Raw genomic sequence first — 24,617 nt, forward strand, 5'->3', positions numbered from 1 at the left:
TCGAGCCTCAGCGCCGGGGCGCTCCGGCGTTCTTAGCCCGCACCCGAGGCTTACCGGCAACAGGCGCACGCTCAGCTCCCGGCTCAGGCTCAGACTCGGTCTCAGGCGCGGCGTCCGGCTCGGCCTCAGGCTCAGACTCGACCTCCGGCTCAGCCTCGGGCTCACCCTCGTCCTCCGGCTCAGCCTCGTCCTCCGGTTCGGGCGCGGCCTCGGGCTCGGGTTCTACCTCCGGCTCGGGCTCGGCCTCCGGCTCAGGATCTTGAGCGGCTGTTCTTGGTTCGGGTTCGGTTTCGGCTTGGGGGTTGTGGCCTTGACCAAGGAGACGGGTTCGGGTGGTGCGATGGTCGGTTTGGGGGTGCGGGCCAGAGTGAGGCCGGCTGCCATGACCGCGAAGGGGAGCGCGGGGAGGATGTAGCGGTAGTCGAAGTCGGCGGTGGCGGCTGGGATCACCAGAAGGGCCAGACCTGTGCCGAGCGGCAGCAGCACTTCGCCGCCGAGCCGGCGGATTCGGAGCAGCACTCCCAGCAGCCCTACGGCCATGAAGGCGCCCAGATATGGGCCGCGAACGAAGTACCGGTCCTGGTAGTCGCGGACCCAGGCGGCCTGCGGCTCGACGACCCGGGCGTCGGCGGTCGATCCGCCGTACGGGTAGGCGTGGAGTGCCTGCCAGTTCGAGAGGGAGGCGCCGACCGGGAACTCGTACAGGTCGACGATCCCCCGTGACGGGTAGTTGGCGCGCTCCCACTCGAAGCAGCGGACGGTGTCGCGCCAGATCACCTTGAGGTAGTCCCCCGGCTGCTTGGTGATCGCCGCCATGGCGAACTCGCCGGCCAGCTTGTTGGCCTGCGGGTCGTACAGGCCATCGGGCAGCGTGCTGAAGCCGGAATTCCCGCCCCACAACGCGCCCAGGGCCGGGGCCACTTCCGGATTGCGGGGCAGCCCGTCGCGGCAGAACGGGGCGACCTCGGGCCGGGGTTTGATGATCGAGCAGTCGGCGAAGTCGACGGTCCTCCCGTACAACCAGACCTTGTCGGTGTTGGTGAGGGCGAACCTGCCGTGCACCGAGTCGAACCACGACATGTAGATCAGGATGGGAATGGCCGCGCCGACCATGGCGGCCGCGATGGCACGCCATCCGACCCGCCGGATCAGCATGCACAGCAGCACGACGAGCAGGAGCGGCAGCCCGGTCGACCGCACCAGGGTGGCGAACGCCATCAGCACACCCGCGAGCGCGCCCATCCACCAGCTCATACGGCGACGCCACAGCACCACGGTGACGGCCGCCAGGAGCAGGAACGTGAAGAGCCCATCCGACATCAGCATGTGCTCGAGCTCGATCTGGTACGCGTCGTACAGCACCGGGACCGTGAGCGCCGTGGCGATGACCCCGGGGACCCAGCTCCACCACCGTGGCCAGCCCGCCCTCAGCCCGCGCCAGACCAGCAGGTAGACCAGGACGCCCGTCAGCACACCGATCGCGTGCTGGACGCTCAACGTCACGGTGAAGCTCTCGAACGGCTTGAGCAGCCACAGGAAGACCGAATAACCGCTCGGCCGGAGCCGCGAAGGCTCGAACGACAGCGCACCCTGCAGATACGTCGTCGAATCACCGAACCACAGGGGCGACGGATAACCGATCATCACGATCCACCGCACCGCGACGGACCCGCCGAGCACGATCAGGAAAAGGCCGTGGGCCAGGAGGAATCGGCCCCCTCCACGTGTGACCGTCGCGAGAACACGTGCGACCGGGAGAAGCCGCCCGCCATCAGCACCCACCGTGGTGGCACTGTCACTCAAACCGTCTCCGAAATTTCCAAGGCGGCCACGAACGGGGTTGACGCATTCACCCCGTCGGGCGCAACCACACCTGGCAACATGACCACGTCACCAAAGTCGCCGCACATCAGGACGCTCCGTGCACGACAAGGGTTTACCGCAACCTCACCCGCCGGACCTTCGCTTCGACCTTTCCCCCGAGTCGCATTCTGATCACATTGTCCGTGACGCCGCCGCGCAGCAGGCCACCGAGGACGGCTGCCGGCCACTCGTCCGGCCACTTCGGTTCAGTGGCTCCCCACGGGAAACAACAGGTAAAGCATCGCCATCCGGCAGATGGCCTCCATCACCCCAAATGTGCCGTTACAGTCGATCCTTACAGCAGCGACCCCCCTGAGTCCCGACCTGTTCCCGGAGCCATGGCCGACAACCCGAACCCCTCGCCGCCCGCCGACTGGCGGTCCGCCAGCACCACGACCCCGTCACTGAGCGTCATCGTCCCGGCGCATCGCGTCCAGGGATATATCCGACAGTGCCTTGAGTCGATCCTTGCCTGCGATCTGCCGAACCTCGAAGTGATCGCCGTGAACGACGCCTCGCCGGACCGGTGCGGGGAGATCCTCGATGAGATCGCCGCACGTGACCCGCGGGTGCGGGTACGCCATCTCACCGAGAACGTGGGACTGGGCGAGGCGCGCAACATCGGCCTCGACATGGCGACCGGCGACTACGTCTGGTTCTTCGACAGCGACGACTACGCCACCGAGGGGGCGGTGCAGGCGATCGTCGAGCGGCTGGCGCAGACCCGGCCGGACGTGCTGCTCTTCGACTACGCGCGCGAGTACTGGCACGGCAAGGTCAAGCGCAGCGTCATCAACGACCTGTTCCGGGTGCCCCCGGCGCCGGACGTCTTCACCTGCGCGGAGCGCCCGAGCGTCCTGCGCCTCATGATGACCGCCTGGAACCGCGCCATCCGCCGCGAGTTCCTGCTCGGGCTCGGGCTGCGGTTCAGCCGCGGCCACTACGAGGACTTCAACCTCACCTACCCGATTCTCATGGTCGCCGAGCGGATCTCCCTGCTCGACCAGGTCTGCTACATCTACCGGCAGCGCCGCCGCGGTGCGATCACCAAGACGCGCAGCCAGAAGCATTTCGACGCGTTCGCCCAGTACGACCGCGTGTTCGCGTTCATGGACCAGATGGGTCCCGAGGCCGACCAGTTCCGCGCCCGGATGTTCGACCGCACGATCTGGCACCTGCTGGTGATCATCGAGGCGGACGACCGGGTGCCGGAGGCCGACCGGGCACGCTTCTTCGCCGGCATGTCCGAGGTCTACCGCCGCTACCGGCCGTCCGACCACGTCATGCCGGACGACGAGCTGCTCGCCAAGAAGTACCGGCTGATCGTCAAGAACGACTACAAGGGCTTCGAACGCCTGCACAAGAAGATCCGCGCCCGCAAGGCGGCGGGCAAGGCCAAGCGCAAGGTCAAGGCGTTCGCCAACAACTCCAAGCGGCGCGGCATGCAGGTCTACTACCAGACGCAGCTGCGCCGCCCGATCGACGAGAACCTCGCGGTGTACGCGGCCTACTGGCACCGCGGCTACGCGTGCAACCCCGCCGCGATCTACGAGAAGGCCAAGGAGCTCGCGCCGCACATCAAGGGTGTGTGGGTCGTCAAGCCGGAGAACGTCGGCGACATGCCCAAGGGCGTGCCCTACGTCGTGCACAACTCGAAGGACTACTGGCGCCTCATCGCCCGCGCGAAGTACTTCGTCAACAACGTCAACTTCTCGAACGCCCTGGTCAAGCGGCGCGGCCAGATCCATGTCATGACCGAGCACGGCACGCCGCTCAAGCGCATGGGCCTCGACCAGCTGCAGTACCCCGCGGGCGGCGGGACGATGGACTTCGACGCCCTGATCAGGCGGGCCGACCGCTGGGACTTCCACCTGTCGGCCAACCCGCTGACCACCGAGGCCTGGGAGCGCAGCTTCCCCTGCGACTACGAGATGCTGGAGATCGGCTACCCGCGCAACGACCGGTTGGTCCGCGCGACGGACCAGGAGCGCGACCGGCTGCGAGCCGAGCTCGGCATCCCCGAGGGCAAGAAGGCCATCCTCTACACGCCGACGCACCGCGACTACCGGCGTGACTTCGCGCCGATGTTCGACATCAGGCGCTTCGCCCAGGAGCTGGGCGAGGAGTACGTCCTGCTTCTGCGGGCGCACTACTTCTACAAGCCCGAGGCCGAGATGTGGGACCGTGAGCGCGTCATCGACGTCTCCGGTCACCCGTCGGTCGAGGACCTGTGCATCGCCTCCGACGCGCTGCTCACGGACTACTCGTCGATCATGTTCGACTACGCGGTGCTGCCGGACCGGCCGATCGTGATCTTCGCCAATGACTGGGAGACCTACAAACTCACCCGCGGCGTCAACTTCGACCTCACCGAGTTCCCGCCCGGTGTGGTGGCCTACACCGAAGAGGACCTGCTGAAGAGCATCCGGTCCGGCGCCCCCTGGGGCGAGGCCGCGGCCCGCTCGCGAGGCGCGTTCCGGGAACGTTTCTGCCCTTGGGAGGACGGCCGGGCATCCGAACGCGCGGTCCGGCGCGTCTTTCTAGGTGAGAACGTCCCGAATCCGCCCCAGCCGTAACAACGCCGCGCTTCCGCCGCAAGGAGTCTCCCTTTGGTGCCCAACCTGATCAGCGTCGTCGTGCTCGCACGCCGGTCCGGAACCGACCTGGCCGAAACGCTGGCCTCGCTGGCCGCCCAAACCCACCGCACCCTCGAGGTGCTGGTCGTGGACGGCGGCACCGGCGCAGGGGCGGACGTGACGCTTCCCGATGAGCGTTTCCGGCTGATCCGGGAGGGAGCTCCCGGACGCGGCGCGGCGCGCAACATCGGTGTACGGGAGGCGACCGGCGAGTTCCTCGCCTTCGCCGAGGACGGCGACGTCCTGCCCGAGCACGCCCTGGCGACGCTTCACGCCGCCCTGACCGCCGGAGATTCGGACTTCGCGGCGGGCAACGTGGGGATCCGGCGTGAGGGCGGCGCGGGGACGCGCCTTTCGCCCGTGCACAAGAAGGCGTTCGCGACCGATCTCGCGGGCACGCACATCCGGCGGCACGAGGCGCTGCTCGACGACCGCCTGGTCGGCAACAAGCTGTTCCGGGCCTCCTTCTGGGAGCGGAGCGGCCTGGCGTTCCCCGACGTCAACCGCGACGACGACCTGGCCGTGGCGGTGCCCGCGTACTACCTGGCCGACGCGGTGGACGTGGTGTCGGAGGTCGTCGTCCGGCGGTTCGCCGACGTCGCACCCGCGCCGAGCGCCGTGCCGCAGGACGCCGCCGACGGCTTCGCGGCGGTGGAGGCGGCGCTGGCCGCGCTCGACGGCCGGTGGAAGCCCAAGGAGCGGCGGCGGTTCCTGGCGGCCGTGCTCGACCGCGAGCTGCGCGCGTTCCTCGAAGGGCTGCCCGACACCACCGACGAGGAACGCGACCAGGTCGTCGCGCAGGCGGCGGCGCACGCCGACTGGCTCGACCCGAAGGCACTCGCCGCACTGCCCGCGATCACCAGGCTGAAGTGGCATCTGGCCGCGCAGAAGAAGCGCGGCGAGCTGGTCAAGGTCGTCCGTTACGGCCGCGGCAAGCCCAACCCCTCGATCGTCCGTGAGGGCATGCGCCGCTATGTCGTCCACCCGTACTGGAAGGACGACAAGCTCGGGGTGCCGCAGGAGACCTACCGTGCACGCAGCGAGGTCGCCCTGCGCGGCCGGGTGCACGAGGTCTCCTGGCGCGACGGCAAGCTCGTGGTGACCGGCGAGGCGTACATCAACTCGGTCAGCTCGCGGCGGAAGTGGACCGCGATCAAGGGCGTGAGCCTGCGGTCGGGCCGCAAGCGCATCCCGCTGCTCGCCAGGCAGACCCCCAAGCCGGGCAAGAAGTCCGGCGCGTGGACCGGCTTCGAGTTCACCCTCGACCCCAAGCGCCTCAAGCGTCGCGGTGGCTGGCGGGACGGCGTGTGGGACGTCGAGGCCACGGTGTTCAACGCGGGCGTGCTCCGTTCGGCCCGGCTGCGCGGCGGCACGGGAGGAAGCGGTGCCCGGCCGCCGTACCACTACGTCACCGACGACGTCCGGATCGTCCCGAAGGTCGTCGACGGCGCCCTCCGGATCGCCGTGGAGACCGTCACCACCAAGGCCACCGGCCTGCGCTGGGCCGGCGACGGCGTCGAGCTGGACGGCGTCACCACCGGGGCGGTACCGGCCGAGCTGAGCCTGGCCTTGGGCGACGAGGTCGTGCGCGTCCCGGTGACCGCGGGCGACAGTGACCAGTTCAGTGGCCGGTTCAGCGCCCGGTTGCCGCTGCCGTCGGCCTCCGGCGGCACCGACCCGCACGCCATCGACGACACCCGCGACTGGGCGGTGCTCGTGGACGGGCAGCCGCTCGTGCTCGCGGAGGGCGTGGCCGATCTCGAACGGCTCATAGGCAGCCAGGAGGTGTTCGCCGGCCGCGGCCCGTCCGGCTACCTGCGGTTGCAGCTGCGCACGGCGCGGCTGCTGGTGACGGCTGCCGACTGGAGTGACGACGGCACGCTGGTCCTCACCGGCTCCCACGCGGCGTACGACGCCGGCGAGATCGTGATCCGCAGCCGGGGCCGCCGCAAGGACTACCCGTTCACGGTCAAGGCGTCCGGCGACGGCACGCTGGTCTGCCACATCCCGGCTGCCGCGATGCCGAGCGTCGCCGGAGTGCTGCCGCTGCGGCAGGGCCGCTGGGATGTGCTGTTCCGGCCCACCGGCGGCCGGCCGCTGGCGGTGCGCACCACACCCGAGATCTCGGTGGGCCCGCAGCCCTCGGTCGAGATCGCGCTGCGCGCCTACTCGCTGGAGAGCCAGGGCAACAACCTGGTCGTGCACGTCACCAGCAACCTGACGGCGGAGGAACGCGGCGCGGGCGCGACCGCGATGCGCGCGGAGGCCCGCAAGCGCGTCGCCAAGGACGGTCTGCGCGACGCCGTGCTGTTCTCCTGCTTCAACGGCCGGCAGTACTCCGACAGCCCGCGCGCGATCCACGAGGAGCTCGTGCGCCGTGGCGTCGACATGGAACAGCTGTGGGTGGTCAACGACGGCCAGGTGGAGCTGCCCGACACACTCCAGGCCGTCCGCCTGAACGGGCGTGAGTGGCACGAGGCGGTGGCCTCGTCCCGCTACATCATCACCAACCACCGGCTGGGCGACTGGTTCCAGCGGCACCCCGACCAGGTGGTGCTCCAGACCTGGCACGGCACCCCGCTGAAGAAGATCGGCCGTGACCTCAAGGAGGTGCACTTCGCCTACGCGCCGGGCATGAAGAAGGCCCTCCAGGCACAGACGCAGGCGAAGTCGGCCGACGTACCGGCGACGCCCAACCTGCCGGAGTGGACGCACCTGCTGTCCCCCAACCCGTTCAGCACCGAGATCTTCCGCCGCGCCTTCGGGTTCAAGGGCGAGATCATCGAGGCCGGTTACCCGCGTAACGACGTCCTCTACCACCCCGAGTCCGACCGGATCGCCGCCTCGGTGCGCGCCAAGCTGGGCATCCCGGAGGACAAGAAGGTCGTGCTGTACGCGCCGACGTGGCGGGACGACCAGTACTACAGCCGTGGCCGCTACAAGTTCGACATGCGGCTCAACCTCGCCCAGGCCCAGGCGGCGCTCGGCGATGACCACGTGCTGCTGGTCCGCCTCCACAGCAACGTGGTGGACGGCGTGCCCGAGGACGGCAACGGCTTCGTCTTCGACGTGTCGCTCTACCCCGACATCGCCGAGCTCTACCTGATCTCGGACATGATGATCACCGACTATTCCTCGGTGATGTTCGACTTCGCCAACACCCGGCGGCCGATGTTGTTCTTCACCTATGACCTGGCCGACTACCGTGACCGCCTGCGCGGCTTCTATTTCGATTTCGAGAAAGAGGCTCCGGGCCCGCTACTGGAGACCTCGGACGCGCTCATCGGGGCGATCCGCAATGTCGACGAGGCCGCCGCCGACCACGAACTCCGCTACAAGAACTTCGTGGACCGCTTCTGCCCGCTGGACGACGGCCACGCGGCCGCCCGCGTCATCGAAAAGGTCTTCCCCGGCCTTTCCGGGTAAAGGGCAGCGAAGCTCAGGGAGTTTCTGCGATGGCGTGCCAGCCTTCGAAGGTCTGGGCACCCGGTGTCTGACGGTTGATCAAAAGTCGGCCGTGGTCGCCCAGTGCGGCGACCACGGCCCTGCCGGCCGAGTCAAACGCGACCGAAGGCGATGCCACAAGTGGCCCGCCCAGGGAGAACCAGCGGCCGAACGAGAGGCCTCGGCCGTCCGCGAAGGAACAGCTGATGCCCGCCGGCGTCCCGCCGCGCGCGCAGATGAGCGATGTCTGGCCGCCGTCGGACGTCGCCAGGGCGGGGGCGTCGACCGCGTCCACGCCGCCCACTCGCACGGGGGGTGCGAACGTGCCGTCCGCCCGCTCCTTCTGGACCAGGTACTGGCCGGAGCGCGGGTCGCGGTGGAGCAGGCGCGTGCGGGCGTCCGGTCCGGCGGACAACCGCAGCGGCCCGGCCGGTGAGGTGCGGCCGATGTCCTCGCCTCGGACCGGGCGCGTCTCCTGCATGCGCCAGCGCATCACCGTGCCCCGCCCCGTCGCCTCGCGCCGGGCCCGGGCGCGCGGGGCGTCGTCCGAGGCGGCGAACACCTCGATCGGCGACCGCCCGGCAGGGGTGACCGCGAGCCCGTCGCGCAGGTCACGTCCGCCCAGGTCGCGCCATTTGCCGAACGTGCCCAACGGCTTGCCCTGCATGCGCATGGCGACGGTTCCGGCGCCGGTGCGCACGAAGACGGCGATCCGGCCGTCGGCGGTCGCGGTGACGGCCGGGGATCCCGTGTGCTTCCGGTCGCGCTCGCGGCCCGGGGCGCCCAGCTGCGTCACCTGCCACGCGTTCGCCCGGCCCGCCTGGAAGACCACGAGACCGTGCGTGTCGTCGGCACGGCGAGCGGCGACCATCCACTGGTCGCCGACGCTCCCGACCGTGATCCCCGGGCTGAGCGGGAATCCGGGGTCGATGCGGAGCGGCCCGCTCCACTCGCCGGCGTTGCGCTGCGTCCAGACGTACAGCCCGCCCTGCTCGACCGCGAAGGCGCGCAGCAGCCCGTCGGACCCGCGTGCCAGCTGGACGCCGCTCCCCGGCCAGCGGCGGTACATGCGCTTCGTCCAGCCCCAGTACTTGGGCAGCTTCTGGGGGCCCAGCAGGCGGTCATGCCGCCGATACGCCTCGAAGGCGGCCTTCTTGCCCGCCCGCTGCCCCGGGCCGAGGTTCACGGGGAGCCGCAGGATCGCGTAGTCGACGTAGCCGATGGCGACCAGGCGCGGGTCTCCGGCTCCGCGCACGGCCTCGGCGGTCAGGCGCGCCGCTGCGACATGGTCCTTGTGGTCGTGCCCGTGGGGCTGGGTGTCCTGGTGGCGCACGACGGTCGTGCCGAACGTCTTCATCAGCGCCTGCAGGGCCGCCAGCACGTCCGCCCGGCTGGCACAGCGGGAGAACGGCGATCCCGCAGGGACGACGGTGTGCACGCAGTTCGTCCCGATCAGATCCCTCTGGAGGCGTTTCAGGGCGTTCTTGCCGAGCGTGCTGGTGTGCTTGTCGGCGCCGTCCGGCAGCCGGAACCACACCAGCCGTACCGTGGGCCGTTCGGTGAGCGTGTCGACCTGGACGGTGAGCGGTCCGGCCACGAGCGCGCCGCTCGTCCAGCGGTCACGCACTCCGGCCATGCGGGCGTACGCCTGCCGGATTCCCCGTTCTCTGCTCGCCGAATAGGCATACGGGTCATATCCCCGTGCGTATCCCTCGCCTGCGGTCAGGAACACGGTGACCGTCTGCCGCCCGGCGGCGATGACGTCCCGAATGTCGGGATTCATGAAAAGCAGGTCGTCGTCCGCATGCGCGACGACCTGCATATACCGGTCCTTTTTTCCCGCGGCGCCGGCCTTACCGTCCGGGGCGGCCGCAGGCCGCACCGGTACGGGTTCGCGCCGGGCCTGAATGCCGTTCTCGGCGAATGTGACGCCGGCGACCATGGCGAGCCCGGATACGACCACGGCACCGGTGACCGCCAATGGCACGGGCACGCCTTCACGAATCCCCACGTTGTGGTGGCTCCCCCGAGACGGGCGGGCGGCGGCGCCCGCGAAGACGTGGACCTCTGGCAGGAGATCTTGGACGAAATGACCCCCGCGGCGCAAGATCAAAATTGGCCGGATATTGACCGGATTTCGAGGCAACGTTCAGGCGGTGTTAGGGCGTCATTAGTGCGAGATCCACCCGGGTATGCGGCCCACGAAGCTGGTCAGGCCGCTTACCCGCACGAGCGGAGACGGGGAAGCGCCATCAAGGGGACATTTGACTGCAAGGAGGCTGGTATCAGGCAACGAGTGAGCACACTCGTCGTCGTACCGGCGCTCAACGAGGAGCACGCCATCGCAGGCGTCCTCAGGGAGCTCGCTCTCTACTGTCCGGACGCCGACGTGCTCGTCATCGACGACGGCTCGACGGACGGCACCGCCGCCGCGGCGGCGGCCCTGAGCGTCCCCGTCGTGCGGCTGCCCTTCAACCTGGGTGTCGGCGGTGCCATGCGCGCCGGATACCGGTATGCGCAGCGCCACGGGTACCAGGCCGTGGTCCAGGTGGACGCCGACGGCCAGCACGACGCCTCCTACATCCCGCGGCTCGTCGCCGAACTGGAGACCGCGGACCTGGTCATCGGCGCCCGCTTCGCCGGAGAGGGCGCGTACTCGGCCGGACGCGGACCACGCCGCTGGGCGATGAGCCTGCTCGCGGGCGTCCTGTCCAGGCTGGCCGGAACGCGGCTCACGGACACCACGAGCGGCTTCCGGGCCGCGGGCCCCCGGGCCGTCCAGCTGTTCGCCGAGCACTACCCGGCCGAGTACCTCGGCGACACGGTCGAGTCGACGGTCATCGCCCTGCGGTCCGGCCAACGGGTCAGGCAGGTGCCGGTCGCGATGCGGCCACGGGCGGCCGGGCAGGCCAGCCAGTCCTCCCTGCGAGCGACGATCTACCTGCTGCGCGCCGTCGTCGCGCTCGGGCTGGCGCTGGTGCGCCGCTGGACGCCGAGGTCATCCGCGGCATGAAGGCCTATCACCTCGGACTCATCGGCGCCGCGATCGCCCTCCTCGTCATCTTCGAGATGTTGCGCCGCCGCAGGCTCCGCGAGAAGTACGCGATCACCTGGGTCGTCCTGGCCGTCTTCATCGTGCTCATCGCGGCATTCCCCGGCATCCTCACCTGGGCCGCCGACCTCACCGGGGTCGAGGTCCCCGCGAACCTGCTGTTCTTCGGCGCGAGCCTGCTCCTACTCGCCATGAACGTGCAACTCAGCTCCGAAGTGAGCCGCCTGGAGGACAAGGTCCGCACCCTCGCCGAAGAACTCGGCCTCCAACGACTGCGCATCCAGCAGATCGAACAACGGGCGGATCAGCCCGAGCCGGCCGGATCGGCCGAGCCTGCCGACACCTCCTGACGGCACGGACGAGTACGCCAGCCGCCTCCGGACCGCTGCCGTCATAACGCCACCGGCCAGGCCGCCGCGCCGGCCGTCTTCACCCTCACCTGCCTGATTCCTTGCCGGCCCCGCACAGGGTCGAGCCGCCCCTCAGTGCGCCGTGGCCACCGGTCTGTCGAGCGCGCGCGTCTTGATGGAGTGATCTCTTGATCAACCGTATCCTCGACCGGTTCTCGGATCTTGCGGTCGTGGCGTTCGCGGTATGGACGGCCGTGTACCACGTGGGACTGCTGGTCACTCCGCGCACCTGGGTCTTACTGACCTGCTGGCTCGTGGTGCTCGCGATCCTGGGCGGGCTGTACGCGTGGCGGCTCACGCCCGAGCCGTCCGAACGAGCGACGGAACGAGCCGCGGGCGCTTCCGTCGACCGGCCGCCCCTCGGCTACTGGGCGTTCGCCGCCATCGCGACCGGCGTGGTCGCGGGAGCGGCGGCGGGGCTCCACAAGTCCGGTGTCCCGTGGTGGCTGGTCTGGGTGGCCGGGCTGCTGAGCGTCGCGGCCACCGCAGTGGTCTTCGTCAGCGGCCGGGTCGGCCCGCAGATCTTGCGAGACGGGAACGACGCGGACCAGCCCGCACGCGGTTTGACTGCGGTGCCAGTGCTGACGGCAGTGGGATTCGCGATCGGTTCGCTCTTCCTCATCAACACCGATGGTGACGACGCGTTCTTCGTGTCCCGCTCGGTGTGGACCGCCGCCCATGGCCGCATCGCGCTCCAGGACGTCATCTTCACGCAGGGCGAGATCCCGCCGATCGCGGGCGAGCCGCCGGTCTCCTCGATCGAGGTCCTGGTCGGGGCGCTGGCACGGGAACTGGGGGTGCCCGCGGCGTCCCTCCTGTGGTACGTCGTGCTGCCCGTGGTCGTCTTTCTCGCGGTCTGGGCGCTGTGGCGGCTGGTCCGGGAATGGGCACCGCGGCGCCTGCTCGCGTGCTTCGCGGTCGCCGTGGTCTATCTGGTCTGGTCGGGCGAGAGCGCGGGCTCGCTGGGGGCGTTCCACCTGCTGCGCATGTGGCAGGGCAAGGCGATGTTCGTGTCGGCGCTCATCCCGTTGCTGTACGTCTATCTGACCCGCTGGGCGGAGCGGCGTTCACCGGCTGCGCTCGGGCTGGCCGCGGCCGCGGGCGTCGCGGCGACCGGGCTGTCGTCCACGGCGGCGCTCCTCGTCCCGCTCGTCGTCGCGGCGGTGGCGGCACCGCTGATCATCACGGGCCGGGTGCGCGCCGGGCTGGCGGCCACGGCGGCACTGGCCTACCCGGTCGGCGCGGGCCTGCTGGTCACGCTCACCCACAGCGGTAGCGCGATGGTCGAGGGGCACGCCGACGGCGCGGCCGGCAGCTACTCGAAGGTCCTGCTCGCCGGAGTGCTCGGCGTGATCGGCGGATGTGCGCTCTGGCTGGGTCCGTGGCTGGCCCGCCCGGGTGTCCCGGCACTGATCACTGGTGGCGTCGCGGCCGTCACCACCGTGCTGCTCGTGAACGGGCTGCTGGAGTTCATGGGCTCCGCGACGGGCGCCGGACCCGTGATGTGGCGCACGATGTGGGTCGTACCCGCGCCCGTGCTGGTCGGCCTGCTCGCCACCGTCGCCCTTCCCAGGGCACTCGCGCACGCCAAGGCGAGCCGGTGGTTCGCGCTGGCGCCTGCCGGGCTCGTCTCCATCGCCCTTGTGGTGGGTGGGCTGCCGCTCTGGACGCCGGACGCCGGGACGCTCGTCGAAGACCGCCCCTCCTGGAAGGCCGTACCCAAGGAACTGCGGACATCGCGGATGGTGGTGAACGCGGCCAAGGAACGCGGCGGAGGCGTGGTGTTGATGCCGCAGCGCTACATGCGCACGGTTCCGATGTTCGCGATCAAGGTCAACGCCGTCAGCCCCAACAGCCATCACCTCCACATCCTCGGCGCGTCTCGGTCGTTCACCAACGACCGGAGGCTGCTCCACGAGCTGGTCCAGTCACCCCGGGGCCCCAAGCCGGACGCCGGGGCCGTACGCGACGCGCTGCACCGGGTCGAGGTCACCGTGGCCTGCGCGTACCACACCGACCAGGCGGCGCTGCGGCTCATCGCCGCCGCCGGCTACGGCGGGCAGCGCAAGGTCGGCGGCCTTGGCTGCCTCTTCGCGGGCGGCTCCCAACAAGACCCTGACCCTCCAGCGAAACCCTGACGCCTCCTGGCGTACGACCGTCGTTCGCCAAGGCGGTCCACCATCTCCGGGATGACCGTCCTCCAGCCCCCACCCCCCACCAATCAAACGACGAGCTTCGCTCGGCGGCCCCCAGCGACCGACCTCAGAACCGAACTGGCGATCATCACCGACGAGCGGCCCTGGGGGCGCTTCGAGCGGTTCACGCTGAACGAGCAGTCCACCGTGAAGATCATCCACGTGGCGCCGGGGCAGCGGCTGAGCCTGCAGCGGCACCGCCACCGGGACGAGCTGTGGGTGGCGCTGGACCGCGGCGCGGTGTTCGAGGTGGCGGGGCAGCGGATCGAGCCCGAGGTCGGCGAGCGGGTGCTGATCAAGGCCGGTGACACGCACCGGATGGGCTCGTCGGGACCGGCCGTGCGCGTACTGGAGATCGCCTTCGGCGAGTTCGACGAGGACGACATCGAACGCCTCGAAGACGCCTACGGCCGCACCTGACCCCTATGTGACCGAGGACCGACGTGAGCCGACGTGACGCCGTCGTGACGACCGCCGAGGCGGCGCCGGCGGGCAAGCGGGCGCGGGATCCCTTCTTCGACAACGCCAAGTTCGTGGCGATCGTGCTCGTGGTGGCCGGCCATGCCATCGGCGGGCTGCGGGACGTGCCCGCCGCGCGGGCGGTCTACGTCTTCATCTACATGTTCCACATGCCGGTGTTCATCCTGCTCACCGGCTACCTGTCGCGTGGCTTCACGCTGGCCGGCGGCCGGGTGCGCAAGCTCACCGTGCAGCTGGTCGTGCCCTACGTGCTCTTCGAGGCCCTCTTCTCGCTCTATTTCTGGGCGACGACGAACAAGCCTCTGGAGTTCAGCCTGCTGCGACCGACGTTCGTGATGTGGTTCCTGATGGCCGTCTTCCTGTGGCGGCTGTCGACGCCCGTGTGGAAGCAGCTCCGCTGGCCGTTCGCCATCGCGCTGGGCATATCGCTCCTGTCGTACATGACGGAGATGCCCAAGGAGCTGAGCCTGCACCGCATGTTCGGTCTGCTCCCCTTCTATGTACTGGGCACACTGCTCCGCCCGGAGCACTTCCAGGCGCTAAGGACGCCGCGGGCGAAGGTCGTCGGCACCGCGGCCCTGCTGGCCGGGCTGCTCTTCATCAGCACGGTGGGCCGCAAGCTGCCGCACCAGTGGGTCTACTGGGACAGCGGCCATGAGGCGCTCGGCGTCGGCAACCTCATGGGGACCCTGATCCGGACCGGCATGTTCGGGCTCTCGATGGCCCTCACGTTCGCCTTCCTGGCAGTGGTCCCGGCACGGCACCTGTGGTTCACCGTGCTGGGCGCCACCACGCTGTACGCGTACCTGCTCCACGACTTCGCCGTCCGCACGTTCATGATCTATTTCGGCTGGTACGAGCTGGAATGGCTGCACACGCTGCCCGGCGTCACGCTGGTGGCCGTCGCGGGCTGCGTTCTGGCGACCGTGCTCTGCACCCCGCCGGTCGTCCGAACCACCCGGTTCCTCGTCGAGCCCAGACTGACCTGGCTTTTCGCTCCAGCGCAGCCGTCCTTGCCGACGCCCCGGAGCGTCCACCGGAGCGCTCACCCGAGCGGCAAGCCTTAGGGAGGACGACAGCGCCCGTTCATGTTCGGGACACAGAACCGCAGAACTGCGTCCCTAACGTCTGGGGCTCCGGGGCAGCCACCGGTCGACCAGGGCTCCCCACCCCTTACCACCTGAGGAAACACGTGCGTGTCGTCTGCATCATCCCTGCGCGCGGCGGCTCGAAGGGCGTTCCCCGAAAGAACCTCGCCCGCATCGGCGGCCGCAGCCTCGTGACCCGTGCCGTCCAGTCGGCGCTCGCCGCACCGCGCATCGACGCGGTCGTGGTCAGCACCGACGACGCCAAGATCGCCGCCGAGGCGCGCGGCGCCGGCGCCCGCGTGGTGGACCGTCCCGGAGACATCAGCGGAGACACCGCCTCCTCCGAGTCGGCGCTCCTGCACGCGCTTGACCAGATCGAGGAGAGCCCGGAGGTGACGGTCATGGTGCAGTGCACCAGCCCGTTCATCGACCCGGCCGATCTGGACGCCGCCGTGGGCCGCGTGCTGGACGGCGTGGCGGACAGCGTCTTCGCGGCGATGGAGTCCCACGAGTTCCAGTGGCGCGAGGTCGACGACCGGGGCGTCACCGCTGTCGGCCACGACGCCACCCAGCGGCCGCGACGCCAGGACCGGCCCGTCCACTACCGCGAGACCGGCGCCTTCTACGTGATGCGCACCGCGGAGCTGCGCGTCCTGAAGCACCGCTTCTTCGGCCACATCGCGGCGCAGCCCGTCCCGCCCGAGCACGCCATCGAGGTGGACACCGCGACGGACCTGGCGCTTGCCCGCGCCATCGCGCCGATCGCCGAGCCGCCGGAGTCCCTGGTCGTGGACGCGGTGGTGACCGACTTCGACGGCGTGCACACCGACGACCGGGCCTGGGTGGACCAGGACGGCACGGAGAGCGTGGCCGTCAGCCGCTCCGACGGCATGGGGGTCTCGCTGCTGCGCCGCGCCGGCGTACCGCTGCTGATCCTGTCGACCGAGGTCAATCCGGTGGTGGCGGCGCGCGCCCGCAAGCTCAAGGTGCCGGTGCTGCACGGCCTGGAGGACAAGGCCGCGGCGCTGCGCAAGTGGATGGCCGACGAGGGCTACGACCCGGCGCGGGTCGCCTATGTCGGCAACGACGTCAACGATCTCGGCTGCCTGGCACTCGTCGGCTGGCCGATCGCCGTTCCCGGCTCCCACCCCGAGGTGCTGGCGGCGGCACGCATCACCCTCACCCGTCCCGGCGGCGCCGGGGCGGTCCGCGAACTCTGCGACCGGATCCTGCGGGCACGCGGGACCTCGGCGCGGACCGAACAGCAATCCAAGGACGGCGACATATGAGCTCGGCAGTGGACACCCGCACCGTGCGGATCGGCACCAGCGAGGTCGGCGAGGGACACCCCGTCTACGTCATCGGTGAGATCGGCATCAACCACAACGGCGACGTGGACATCGCCCGCCGTCTGATCAACATCGCGGCCGACGCCGGTTGCCAGGCGGTCAAGTTCCAGAAGCGCACGCCGGAGATCTGCGTGCCGGTCGAGCAGCGCGACAAGATCCGCCAGACTCCGTGGGGCGAGATGACCTACATGGAGTACAAGGAGCGGGTCGAGTTCGGCATCGACGAGTACCAGCAGATCGCCAAGTACGCCGCCGACCGCGGCATCGACTGGTTCGCCTCGCCGTGGGACGTGCCGTCGGTCGAGTTCCTGGAGGAGCTCGACGTCGTCACGCACAAGGTCGCCTCGGCCTCGGTCACCGACCACGAGCTGCTGCGCGCGCTGGCAGCCACGGGCAAGCCGATCATCCTGTCCACCGGCATGTCGACGCTCGACGAGATCGACGCCGCGGTGGAGATCCTCGGCACCGAGCGGCTGGTCATCCTGCACTCCACCTCGACCTACCCGCTCCCTCCCGAGGAGGCCAATCTCCGCACGATCGGCACGCTCCGGCAGCGGTACGGCGTGCCGGTCGGCTACTCCGGCCACGAGCGCGGGCTGCAGATCTCGCTGGCGGCCGTCACGATGGGCGCGGTCATGGTCGAACGCCACATCACCTTGGACCGCACCATGTGGGGCTCCGACCACGCCGCCTCGCTGGAGCCGACCGGCCTGGAGCACCTCGTCCGCGACATCCGCATCATCGGCGAGGCCCTCGGTGACGGCGACAAGCGGGTGTTCCCCGGTGAGGAGGAGCCGCGAGCCCGCCTGCGCCGGACCACGGTCTGAGGGACGGAGCGTGACCCCAGCGCTCTCGGTCGTCATCCCGGCCCGCGACGTCGCGCCCCATCTGGACGATCTGCTCCGCGGGCTGGCCGCCAACGCCCGCGCCGACGTCGAGTTCATCGTGATCGACGACGGCTCCGCGGACCGTACGCCGGAGATCCTCGGAGAGGCCCGCCTCGACGGCCTCACGGTGGTCCGCAACGACCGTCCCACCGGCGTCGCGGCGGCCCGCAACCAGGGCTTGGCCCTGTCGTCGGGCCGGTACATCACGTACCTGGACGCCGACGACTACGTCATGCCGGGCTACTACACCGACCTCCTGGCGGCGATCGAGGGCCTGGGCTGCGACTTCGTGCGCGTCGACCACGTACAGGTGACCGGGACCCGCCGCATCCCCGAGCCGGCCCCGATGGGCCGGCGCGGGGTGGTCCTCGACCCCCGGGACGGGATCCTCCCGGTGCACGAGAACTCCATGGTCGACTATCCGGCGATCTGGGCCGGCATCTACCGGCGGGAACTCGGCGACCTGCTCACCATGGACGAACGGCTGCACACCGCCGAAGACCGCCCGTGGGTCTGGCGGCTGCACCGGGAGGCGACCTCCTACGCGGTCGTCTCCCTGGCCGGGCTGCACTACCGCCAGAGAGCGGGCTCCCTACGCCAGATCGGCGACGAACGCCAGCTGCACTTCTTCGACGCGTTCGACCAGGTGATCCGGGATCTGGCGGACGACCCCGACAGGGAGAGCTTCCTGCGCAAGGCGGCCCGCACGTACTGCGCGATCATCGCGTTCCACCTCAAACGACGAGACCGCCTGTCCCCCGAGCTCAGAGAGCGACTCTACGAACGCGGCCGGACAGCCCTGCAGTCCCTGCCGGAGGAGACCCTGGCCGAGACACTGCCGGGCATGGGCGCCGAACGGGAGCGCCTCTTCGCCGACCTGCTGGGGGTCACATGACCGTCCAGCTCTTCACCTGTGCCTCCGCGCCGGTGGCCCTGGCCATGGCCGCCGCGATCGACGCGGGCATGCTCGGCGCCGCCTCTCGCACTCCGATCCACCGCATCCTGCTGGTGAGCGACGAGACGGCCATCCCCGAATTCACGCCCTCACTCCGGGACACCCCCGGCTTCGCCGCAGCCGCCGAGCGCTTCACCCAGATCCTGTCGTGGAACGAGACCGTCGCCCCGGCACATCCGGCCAGTTGGACGCCTCGCAGCGAGGACCGCCCGATGTTCGAGCGCATGCTCCGCCGCGAGTGGAACCTCGGCAACGAACCCATCGAACTGGTCCTGGGCTCCGCGACGTCCGCGCAGAGCAGAGCGCTCGCCACGATCTTCCGTTCCGCCCCGGTCATCGTCTGCACCGCCTCACCCGAGGTGTACGCCCCCACCCCCGCCGCCCTGCCCACCGGAATGAGCAGCCGGATCGAGCGCCTCCTCCACCTGGACCTGGTCCCCGGCCTGGCCCCCCACCTCCTGGGTGAGTACGGCATCCCCGCCGAGGTCATCCCTCCCGACGCCTACCGAACACTCCTCACCGAAGCCGCCGCCAACCTGGCCTCACCCACGACCGGCACCGCCCTCATCATCGGCACCGAACACGCGAACACGAACCTCACCATGCTGCGCGGCGTCGCCGCTAACGGCCACAAGACCATCGTGTACGCGCCGTCCCCCGAAACACCCACCTGGTCGGCCGCAAGCCTGGCAACCCGCCTGTCCGAAGAGGCCGAGGCTCTCGGAGTACGCCTGCTGCCACCCACCGGCCTACCAGCCACCGGAGCTGCACCGACCGAGGTGCTCTGCGCGGCCCTGGCACCGGACCTCCTGGTCGGCTGTGACGTCTCCGCTCTCCTCGCAACCAGGCGCCACCTCGGCATCCCCACCGCCTACGCAAGCTCGGAAACGTTTCCAAGCCACGCGAACAACGAGCAGCAGCTCCTAGCCGTCATCGTGGCCCACCTGCTCCCCCAACTCTCCACCGAGGGCACGCTGGCCCAGCACGCCGGCTCAGCACGGGCGCAGACCAGCGGACCGGCGCAGACGCGGACTGGTGACCTGTCACAGGCGCACGCGCAGCGTGGCTCGGTGCAACACGGCGGTCCGGCACCTGGGCAGGCCGACGGGGCGGTGCGGGAGCTCGGTGCGCTGGTGACCGCCGTGAGTTACTGCCTGCGGCCTGGTAGTCGGCCGGATTTGCGTGCCGACGCCGTGGCCTACCTGGAGCGCCAGGTGGATTCGCCCTACTTCCGGCGGGAAAGGCTTGCTGAGCTCGGGCTGCCTGGCGGGGAGCCGCCTCCGGTGGAGGAGCCCGTGGCGCCGCCGCCAGAACCGGTCGCGCGTAAGCGTGGCCGTATCACCACGCGCCTGCTTCGATCCGGATGACCGTCCTCCAGCCCCCACCCGCCACCATCAAAAGACGAGCTTCGCTCGGCGACCATCGTCCAGCCCCACCCGCCACCAACCAACGAAACGGCCTCATGAGCAAGGAGAAGATCCGATGACCACGTTGTCGGTCATCGTGCCGGCCAGGAACGTCCAGGGCTATGTCGGCGACATGCTGCGCGGCCTGGCCGCGAACGCCCGGGACGACTTCGAGTACATCGTCGTGGACGACGGTTCGACCGATCGGACCCCGGAGATCCTCGCGGCGGCGGCCGAGCGCATCCCGCAGCTGACGGTGGTACGCCACGATCAGGCCAAGGGGCTGAGCGGCGCGCGCAACGCGGGGCTCGCCGTCTCGACCGGCCGGTACATCAGCTACCTGGACGGCGACGACTGGGTCGTTCCGGGTTATTTCGCCGACCTCGTCGAGGCGATCGACGGGCTGGGGTGTGACTTCGTCCGGGTCGACCACATCCAGGTCTTCGGGCGGCGCCGGGTGGTCGAACGTGCCCCGGCGCCGAGGCGGGGTGTGGTGTTGAAGCCGCGGGAGTCGATCCTGCCCGCGCACGACAAGACGATGGTCGACTACCCGTACGCGTGGGCCGGGGTCTTCCGGCGGGAGCTGGCCGACGCGGGCATGCTGACCTTCGACGAGCCGCTGCTGACCGCCGAGGACCGGCCCTGGATCTGGCGGCTGCACCGGCTGGCGGGCTCGTACGCGGTGGTCTCCCTCGCGGGCCTGCACTACCGGCGCGAGGTGGCCGGGTCGTTGACCCAGGTGGGCGACGCCCGGCAGCTGCACTTCTTCGACTCGTTCGACATGGTCCTGGCCGAGCTCGCCGACGATCCGGACCGGGTGGGTTACACGCGCAAGGCGGTGCGGACCTACCTGGCCGTCATCGCGCACCACCTCTCGGAGCGGGAACGGCTGACGCCCGCGCTCCGCCGGCAGCTGCGCGCCCGCGCCCGGACGACCATCAAAGGCATGCCGCCCGAGGTGCTCGCGGAGGTCCTGCCCGGCCTGGGCGGCGAGCGCACGCGGTTGTTCACCCAGCAGCTCGGAACGGACGTGATCCTGTGACCCAGATCTTCGTCGCGGGCACCATGTACGGCGCGATGACCGTCGCGGCCGCGATCGACGCCGGGCTCTTCGGGGGTGGGCGGCGGGTGCTGCTGACCGCCAACAACGCGGCCATCCCGCAGGTCTCCACGTCCCTGCACGAGATGCCCGGCTTCGAGGCGCTCGCCGGCCGCTTCCACGAGGTGCTGTCGTGGAACGACCTGATCGATCCGCTGCATCCGTTCGGCTGGACGCCGCGCGCCGAGGACCTGCCGGTCTTCGAACGCCTGCTGCGCGACCGGTGGGGCCTGGGCGGTGACCCCGTCGAGCTGGTGACCGAGTCGATCGCGGTGAGCCCGGGCAGGGCGCTGGCGATGATCTTCCATGACGCGCCGGTGACGGTGTACTCCGACGGGCTGATGGCGTACGGGCCGACCCGGACCTCGCTGCCCAACGTCGGACCGCGGATCGATCGGCTCCTGCATCTGGATCTGGTGCCGGGCCTGAAACCGCGCCTGCTCGAAGAGTACGGAGTGCCCCCTGCGATCGTGCCGGACGAGGCGTTCCTGGCGGTGCTGGCCGAGGTCACCACGGAGGTCGCGCCGGTGCTGGCCCGGCACGGCTCGGGCCTGGAGGGAAGCGCGCTCATCGTCGGCCAGTATCTGGCGTCCCTCGATTTGATCTCCGAGTCGGCCGAGGAGGATCTGCATCTGCGGATGGTGCGGGGTTGTGCCGCGCGCGGCCACGCGACCGTGCTGTTCAAGCCGCACCCGACGAGCCAGTCGTCGCTGTCCGGACGGCTCGCCGAGGAGGCCGGAAAGCTCGGCGTCCGGCTCGTGGTGATCGACGACCCGGTGCCCGCCGAGGTGTGGTGCGCCACGGTGAAGCCCGAGCTCGTCGTCGGCTGCTTCTCGACCGCCCAGATGACCGCGCTGCGCTTCTTCGGGGCCACGGCCGCGTGCAGCGGTACGCGCATGATGCTCGACCAGCTCACCCCGTACCAGAACAGCAACCGCGTCCCGCTCGTCATCACCGACACGCTGCTCCCCCATCTGGACGTGGAGGGCAGGCTCAGCGCGCCGGTCATCGGTCTGGACCAGGTCGGGGAGAAGCTGGCTCCGCTGCTGACCGCCGTCACGTACTGCATGCAGGCCGGCAGCCGCCCTGAGCTGCGGAACGACGCCGGCGCGTACCTCGCCGAGCACGCCGAGGGCCCGATGCTGCGCTACTTCAAACGGCGGCGGCTGACGAGCCTGAAGCTCCCCGGCGGCCTGTCCCAGGCCAACCGCAGGCTCCTGACCGCCGCGCTCCCCCCGCACACCAGGCGCCGTGAGCTGGCGCTGAAGGCGCTGCGAAAGACCGAGGAGATGCGCGGCCAGACCGACGAGTGAACAGTGCGGTCAGGTCGATGAACAGGGGAGCTACAGGTGGGCGTAGGCCTGCTGGGGGCCGCCCGTGCGGCTGGGTTGTTCGTGGCGCGCCACGTCGTGTTCCTGGGTTTGCTGGCGTACGCGATCCGGCTTCGCGTGATGGCGACGCGCGGCTATCCCGGCGGGCTGTGGTTCGGCGACACCGGTAAGTACCTCGACCACGCGACGCACCTCAGCCCGGGAAGCTGGCACACCAGCGGATATTCGGCGTTCCTGGCGTTGCTGCGCGGCGAGCACAGCCTCACCGCGGTGGCCGCCGTCCAGCACTCGCTCGGCGTCGCCACCGGAGCCATGGTCTACCTGCTGCTCCGCAACCGGGGCATCGCGGCGTGGTGGGCCACGCTCGCGGCGGTGCCCGCGCTCCTGGACGCCCGGCTGCTCCAGCTGGAGACCATGCTGGTGTCCGAGTCGCCATGGATCTTCTTCATGATGCTGGGCCTCACGCTGGGGGCGTGGCGGTTCCGGCGTGCCCGGTGGGCGTACTGGATCACGGTGCCCCTGGCCGGGCTGGCGATCGCCGCCGCGACCCTGATCCGGCCGCCGGCCGCGCTGATCGTGGTGCTGGTCGCCGCCCGGCTGCTGTACCGCCGACGGACCCGGTGGGTCACGATCGCGCTGGTGGCGGCGTTCGCGATCCCGGTCGGGTCGTACGCGGTGTGGTTCCACGAGGAGTACGGCCGGTACGGATTGAGCAACAGCGACGGCGCCTTCCTGTACGGCCGGACGGCGGCGTTCGCCGACTGCGCCAAGATCAAGCCACCCGCGGAGGAGCGGTTCCTCTGCCGCCCGAAGCTCCCGGAGGACTCGGTCGTCGCCCCGGCGTTCTCCGCGCTCTGGGGCGGCTGGGGCACGTCCTCGGCGTTCGTCCGCTGGAACGGTGTGGAGAGGTCCGGCGCGGAGGGCAACGCGCTGGCCAAGAGCTTCGCCAAGCGCGCCATCATGGAGCAGCCAGGCGACTATCTCGCCGTCGTCTGGCGTGACACCGTCCGGTCCTTCCGGGCCGTGGACACGGCCTACCCCACGCCCGCCACCCCCGTCGCGCTGTCCTTCCCCCGGACCCTCACGCCGATGGAGGGCAACGGCGCGATCAGCATCGCCCGCTATCTCGACATCCCGCAGGCGGGGGCGGACGACCAGCCGCGCGTCGTCGAGCCGCATGCGGGGCGGGTCCGCGACTACAAAGCCGACCGCTGGACCAGCCTGCCCGGCCCGGCCCTGCTGATCATCCTTCTCGTCGCGCCCATCGGCATGGTCGTCCGGCGCCAGTGGATCGCGGTGGTGCCCTGGCTGACCGCCTGGTCGCTGCTCGTGGTCCCTGCCGCGATGGCCGATTTCGATCCCCGCTACGTACCGCCCGCCGTCCCCTTCGCCGCGCTGGCCCTCGGGCTGGCACCGCCGTGGCGGATCGCGCCGCATCGCTGGCGCGCACCGATCGCCGCCGCCTCCGCCGCCGTCCTCGCCGCCGCGCTGCTCGTCACCTGGCCGGGCTCGGCCTCCGCCCGCGAAGCCAGGCAAGCCGAAGCCGATCGGCGGCAGCTCGCGGCATCGCTCGAAGGCCTCCGCACTCCCGACGGCCTCTTCCGGCCGTCCACGACCACCGACCCGGAGTGGTCACGCAAGCTGCCCTTCCCGGCGAAGGAGAAGCTGACCGCTCTCTACGCCGCGTACTACGTCACCCAGATCCGCTCGCTGGGACGGCTGCCCACCGCCGATCCCCGGATGGTCGCGGGCCTCACCGCGCGTACACCGGACGTCATGCGCGCGACTCCGCTCGACCGGGCGATCTGGCTCGCCACGCTCAAGCAGGCCGGCGGGACCGTCGAGCCCGGCGTGGAGAACCGGATCCGCCGTGAACTGCCGCGCGGCTATCCGAAGGGCCGTGAGCTCACCCCGGATAACGCGCGCCACTGGCTGCTCTCAGCCCAGCTAGCCACGGCGCTGAACGCCAAGGCGCCCACGTTCGATCAGCCGGAATTCGAGAAGTGGACGGCGACCAAACGGGGACGCGCCGCACGCGGCATCGCGCTCGAAACAATGAAGATCTTGGGCAGGCCCCTCCCGGCGGGCACCTGGCGGCCCGACATCGTGCCCGAGGTGCGGTGGAAGAGCGGCGGCGCGCTGGACGAACTGGAGGGCGCCGCCAGCGGTCTCACCGCCACCGGCCTGCGGGCCCCCGACATGCTCTCGCTGGTCATCGCCGCGCGCCTGGAGGCGCAGCGGGCGTGCCCCGGCATGCCGGGCCTCTACCGGTGGGACCGCGACGCCCCCGTCTGCGACCTCCTGGCGACTCACCACGCCCTCCGGATCGACGCGTTCACCGCGCCCTGAGACTTCGTTCAAACGGCCGGTGAATTCTGCGCGAAAAAGGGATGCAGAAGATGAACAAATTGTCATCTGATCC

The 24,617-nt window shown here is 70.2% G+C and carries 16 protein-coding genes; 14 read left to right on the forward strand and 2 right to left on the reverse strand.

Annotated elements, in window-relative coordinates:
- Window positions 1-222 precede the first annotated feature (222 nt).
- Window positions 223-1,644, reverse strand: coding sequence for a hypothetical protein (locus F8566_RS04800; protein WP_151558407.1), 1,422 nt, complete (start codon window positions 1,642-1,644; stop codon window positions 223-225).
- A 557-nt stretch (window positions 1,645-2,201) separates the two neighbouring features.
- On the opposite strand from F8566_RS04800, the gene F8566_RS04805 reads away from it, so the two are divergent.
- Together F8566_RS04805 and F8566_RS04810 are read left to right on the forward strand one after the other, a co-directional pair.
- Window positions 2,202-4,439, forward strand: a complete 2,238-nt coding sequence (locus F8566_RS04805; RefSeq protein ID WP_151558409.1) for a bifunctional glycosyltransferase/CDP-glycerol:glycerophosphate glycerophosphotransferase — start codon at window positions 2,202-2,204, stop codon at window positions 4,437-4,439.
- Window positions 4,440-4,475: 36 nt separating this feature from the next.
- Window positions 4,476-7,925: a bifunctional glycosyltransferase/CDP-glycerol:glycerophosphate glycerophosphotransferase gene (locus F8566_RS04810; RefSeq protein ID WP_192809520.1), complete on the forward strand. Its 3,450-nt coding sequence runs from the start codon at window positions 4,476-4,478 to the stop codon at window positions 7,923-7,925.
- A 13-nt stretch (window positions 7,926-7,938) separates the two neighbouring features.
- On the opposite strand, the gene F8566_RS04815 is transcribed toward F8566_RS04810, so the two are convergent.
- Window positions 7,939-9,954, reverse strand: coding sequence for a PIG-L family deacetylase (locus F8566_RS04815; protein WP_151558413.1), 2,016 nt, complete (start codon window positions 9,952-9,954; stop codon window positions 7,939-7,941).
- A 285-nt stretch (window positions 9,955-10,239) separates the two neighbouring features.
- Here F8566_RS04815 and F8566_RS04820 point away from each other — a divergent pair, with 285 nt between their 5' ends.
- From F8566_RS04820 to F8566_RS04875, 12 genes are all read left to right on the forward strand, one after another.
- Entirely contained in the window at window positions 10,240-10,956 is a 717-nt protein-coding gene (locus F8566_RS04820) for a glycosyltransferase family 2 protein (RefSeq protein ID WP_225992884.1), read from the forward strand.
- Window positions 10,953-11,345: a DUF2304 domain-containing protein gene (locus F8566_RS04825; protein ID WP_151558415.1), complete on the forward strand. Its 393-nt coding sequence runs from the start codon at window positions 10,953-10,955 to the stop codon at window positions 11,343-11,345. The genes F8566_RS04820 and F8566_RS04825 overlap by 4 nt, the downstream gene beginning before the upstream one ends.
- A gap of 188 nt (window positions 11,346-11,533) precedes the next feature.
- Window positions 11,534-13,543, forward strand: a complete 2,010-nt coding sequence (locus tag F8566_RS04830) for a DUF6077 domain-containing protein (RefSeq protein ID WP_151558417.1) — start codon at window positions 11,534-11,536, stop codon at window positions 13,541-13,543.
- Between the two features lie 51 nt (window positions 13,544-13,594).
- On the forward strand, window positions 13,595-14,020 hold the full coding sequence (locus tag F8566_RS04835; RefSeq protein WP_151558419.1) for a phosphomannose isomerase type II C-terminal cupin domain: 426 nt from the start codon (window positions 13,595-13,597) through the stop codon (window positions 14,018-14,020).
- A gap of 23 nt (window positions 14,021-14,043) precedes the next feature.
- The gene (locus F8566_RS04840) at window positions 14,044-15,147 is read left to right on the forward strand and encodes an acyltransferase family protein (protein ID WP_225992885.1); all 1,104 of its coding nucleotides are present in this window, start codon (window positions 14,044-14,046) and stop codon (window positions 15,145-15,147) included.
- A gap of 125 nt (window positions 15,148-15,272) precedes the next feature.
- Window positions 15,273-16,457: an acylneuraminate cytidylyltransferase gene (locus F8566_RS04845; RefSeq protein ID WP_151558421.1), complete on the forward strand. Its 1,185-nt coding sequence runs from the start codon at window positions 15,273-15,275 to the stop codon at window positions 16,455-16,457.
- Entirely contained in the window at window positions 16,454-17,344 is an 891-nt protein-coding gene (locus F8566_RS04850) for an N-acetylneuraminate synthase family protein (protein ID WP_151558423.1), read from the forward strand. Before F8566_RS04845 ends, F8566_RS04850 begins: the two co-directional genes overlap by 4 nt.
- Window positions 17,345-17,354: 10 nt before the next feature.
- A complete protein-coding gene (locus F8566_RS04855) occupies window positions 17,355-18,299 on the forward strand; it encodes a glycosyltransferase family 2 protein (RefSeq protein WP_151558425.1) in 945 nt (314 codons plus the stop codon).
- A complete protein-coding gene (locus F8566_RS04860) occupies window positions 18,296-19,726 on the forward strand; it encodes a hypothetical protein (protein ID WP_151558427.1) in 1,431 nt (476 codons plus the stop codon). The genes F8566_RS04855 and F8566_RS04860 overlap by 4 nt, the downstream gene beginning before the upstream one ends.
- Window positions 19,727-19,841: 115 nt before the next feature.
- Window positions 19,842-20,807 (forward strand): glycosyltransferase family 2 protein, encoded by a 966-nt coding sequence (locus F8566_RS04865; RefSeq protein WP_151558429.1) that lies wholly within the window; start codon window positions 19,842-19,844, stop codon window positions 20,805-20,807.
- Window positions 20,804-22,177 carry an alpha-2,8-polysialyltransferase family protein gene (locus F8566_RS04870; protein ID WP_151558431.1) on the forward strand — a complete coding sequence of 458 codons (1,374 nt, stop codon included), beginning with the start codon at window positions 20,804-20,806 and terminating at the stop codon, window positions 22,175-22,177. Before F8566_RS04865 ends, F8566_RS04870 begins: the two co-directional genes overlap by 4 nt.
- Before the next feature lie 36 nt (window positions 22,178-22,213).
- Window positions 22,214-24,544, forward strand: coding sequence for a phospholipid carrier-dependent glycosyltransferase (locus F8566_RS04875; protein WP_151558433.1), 2,331 nt, complete (start codon window positions 22,214-22,216; stop codon window positions 24,542-24,544).
- The last annotated feature ends 73 nt before the right edge of the window (window positions 24,545-24,617 follow it).

Source organism: Actinomadura rudentiformis (genome assembly GCF_008923185.1).
Taxonomy (GTDB): Bacteria; Actinomycetota; Actinomycetes; order Streptosporangiales; family Streptosporangiaceae; genus Spirillospora; species Spirillospora rudentiformis.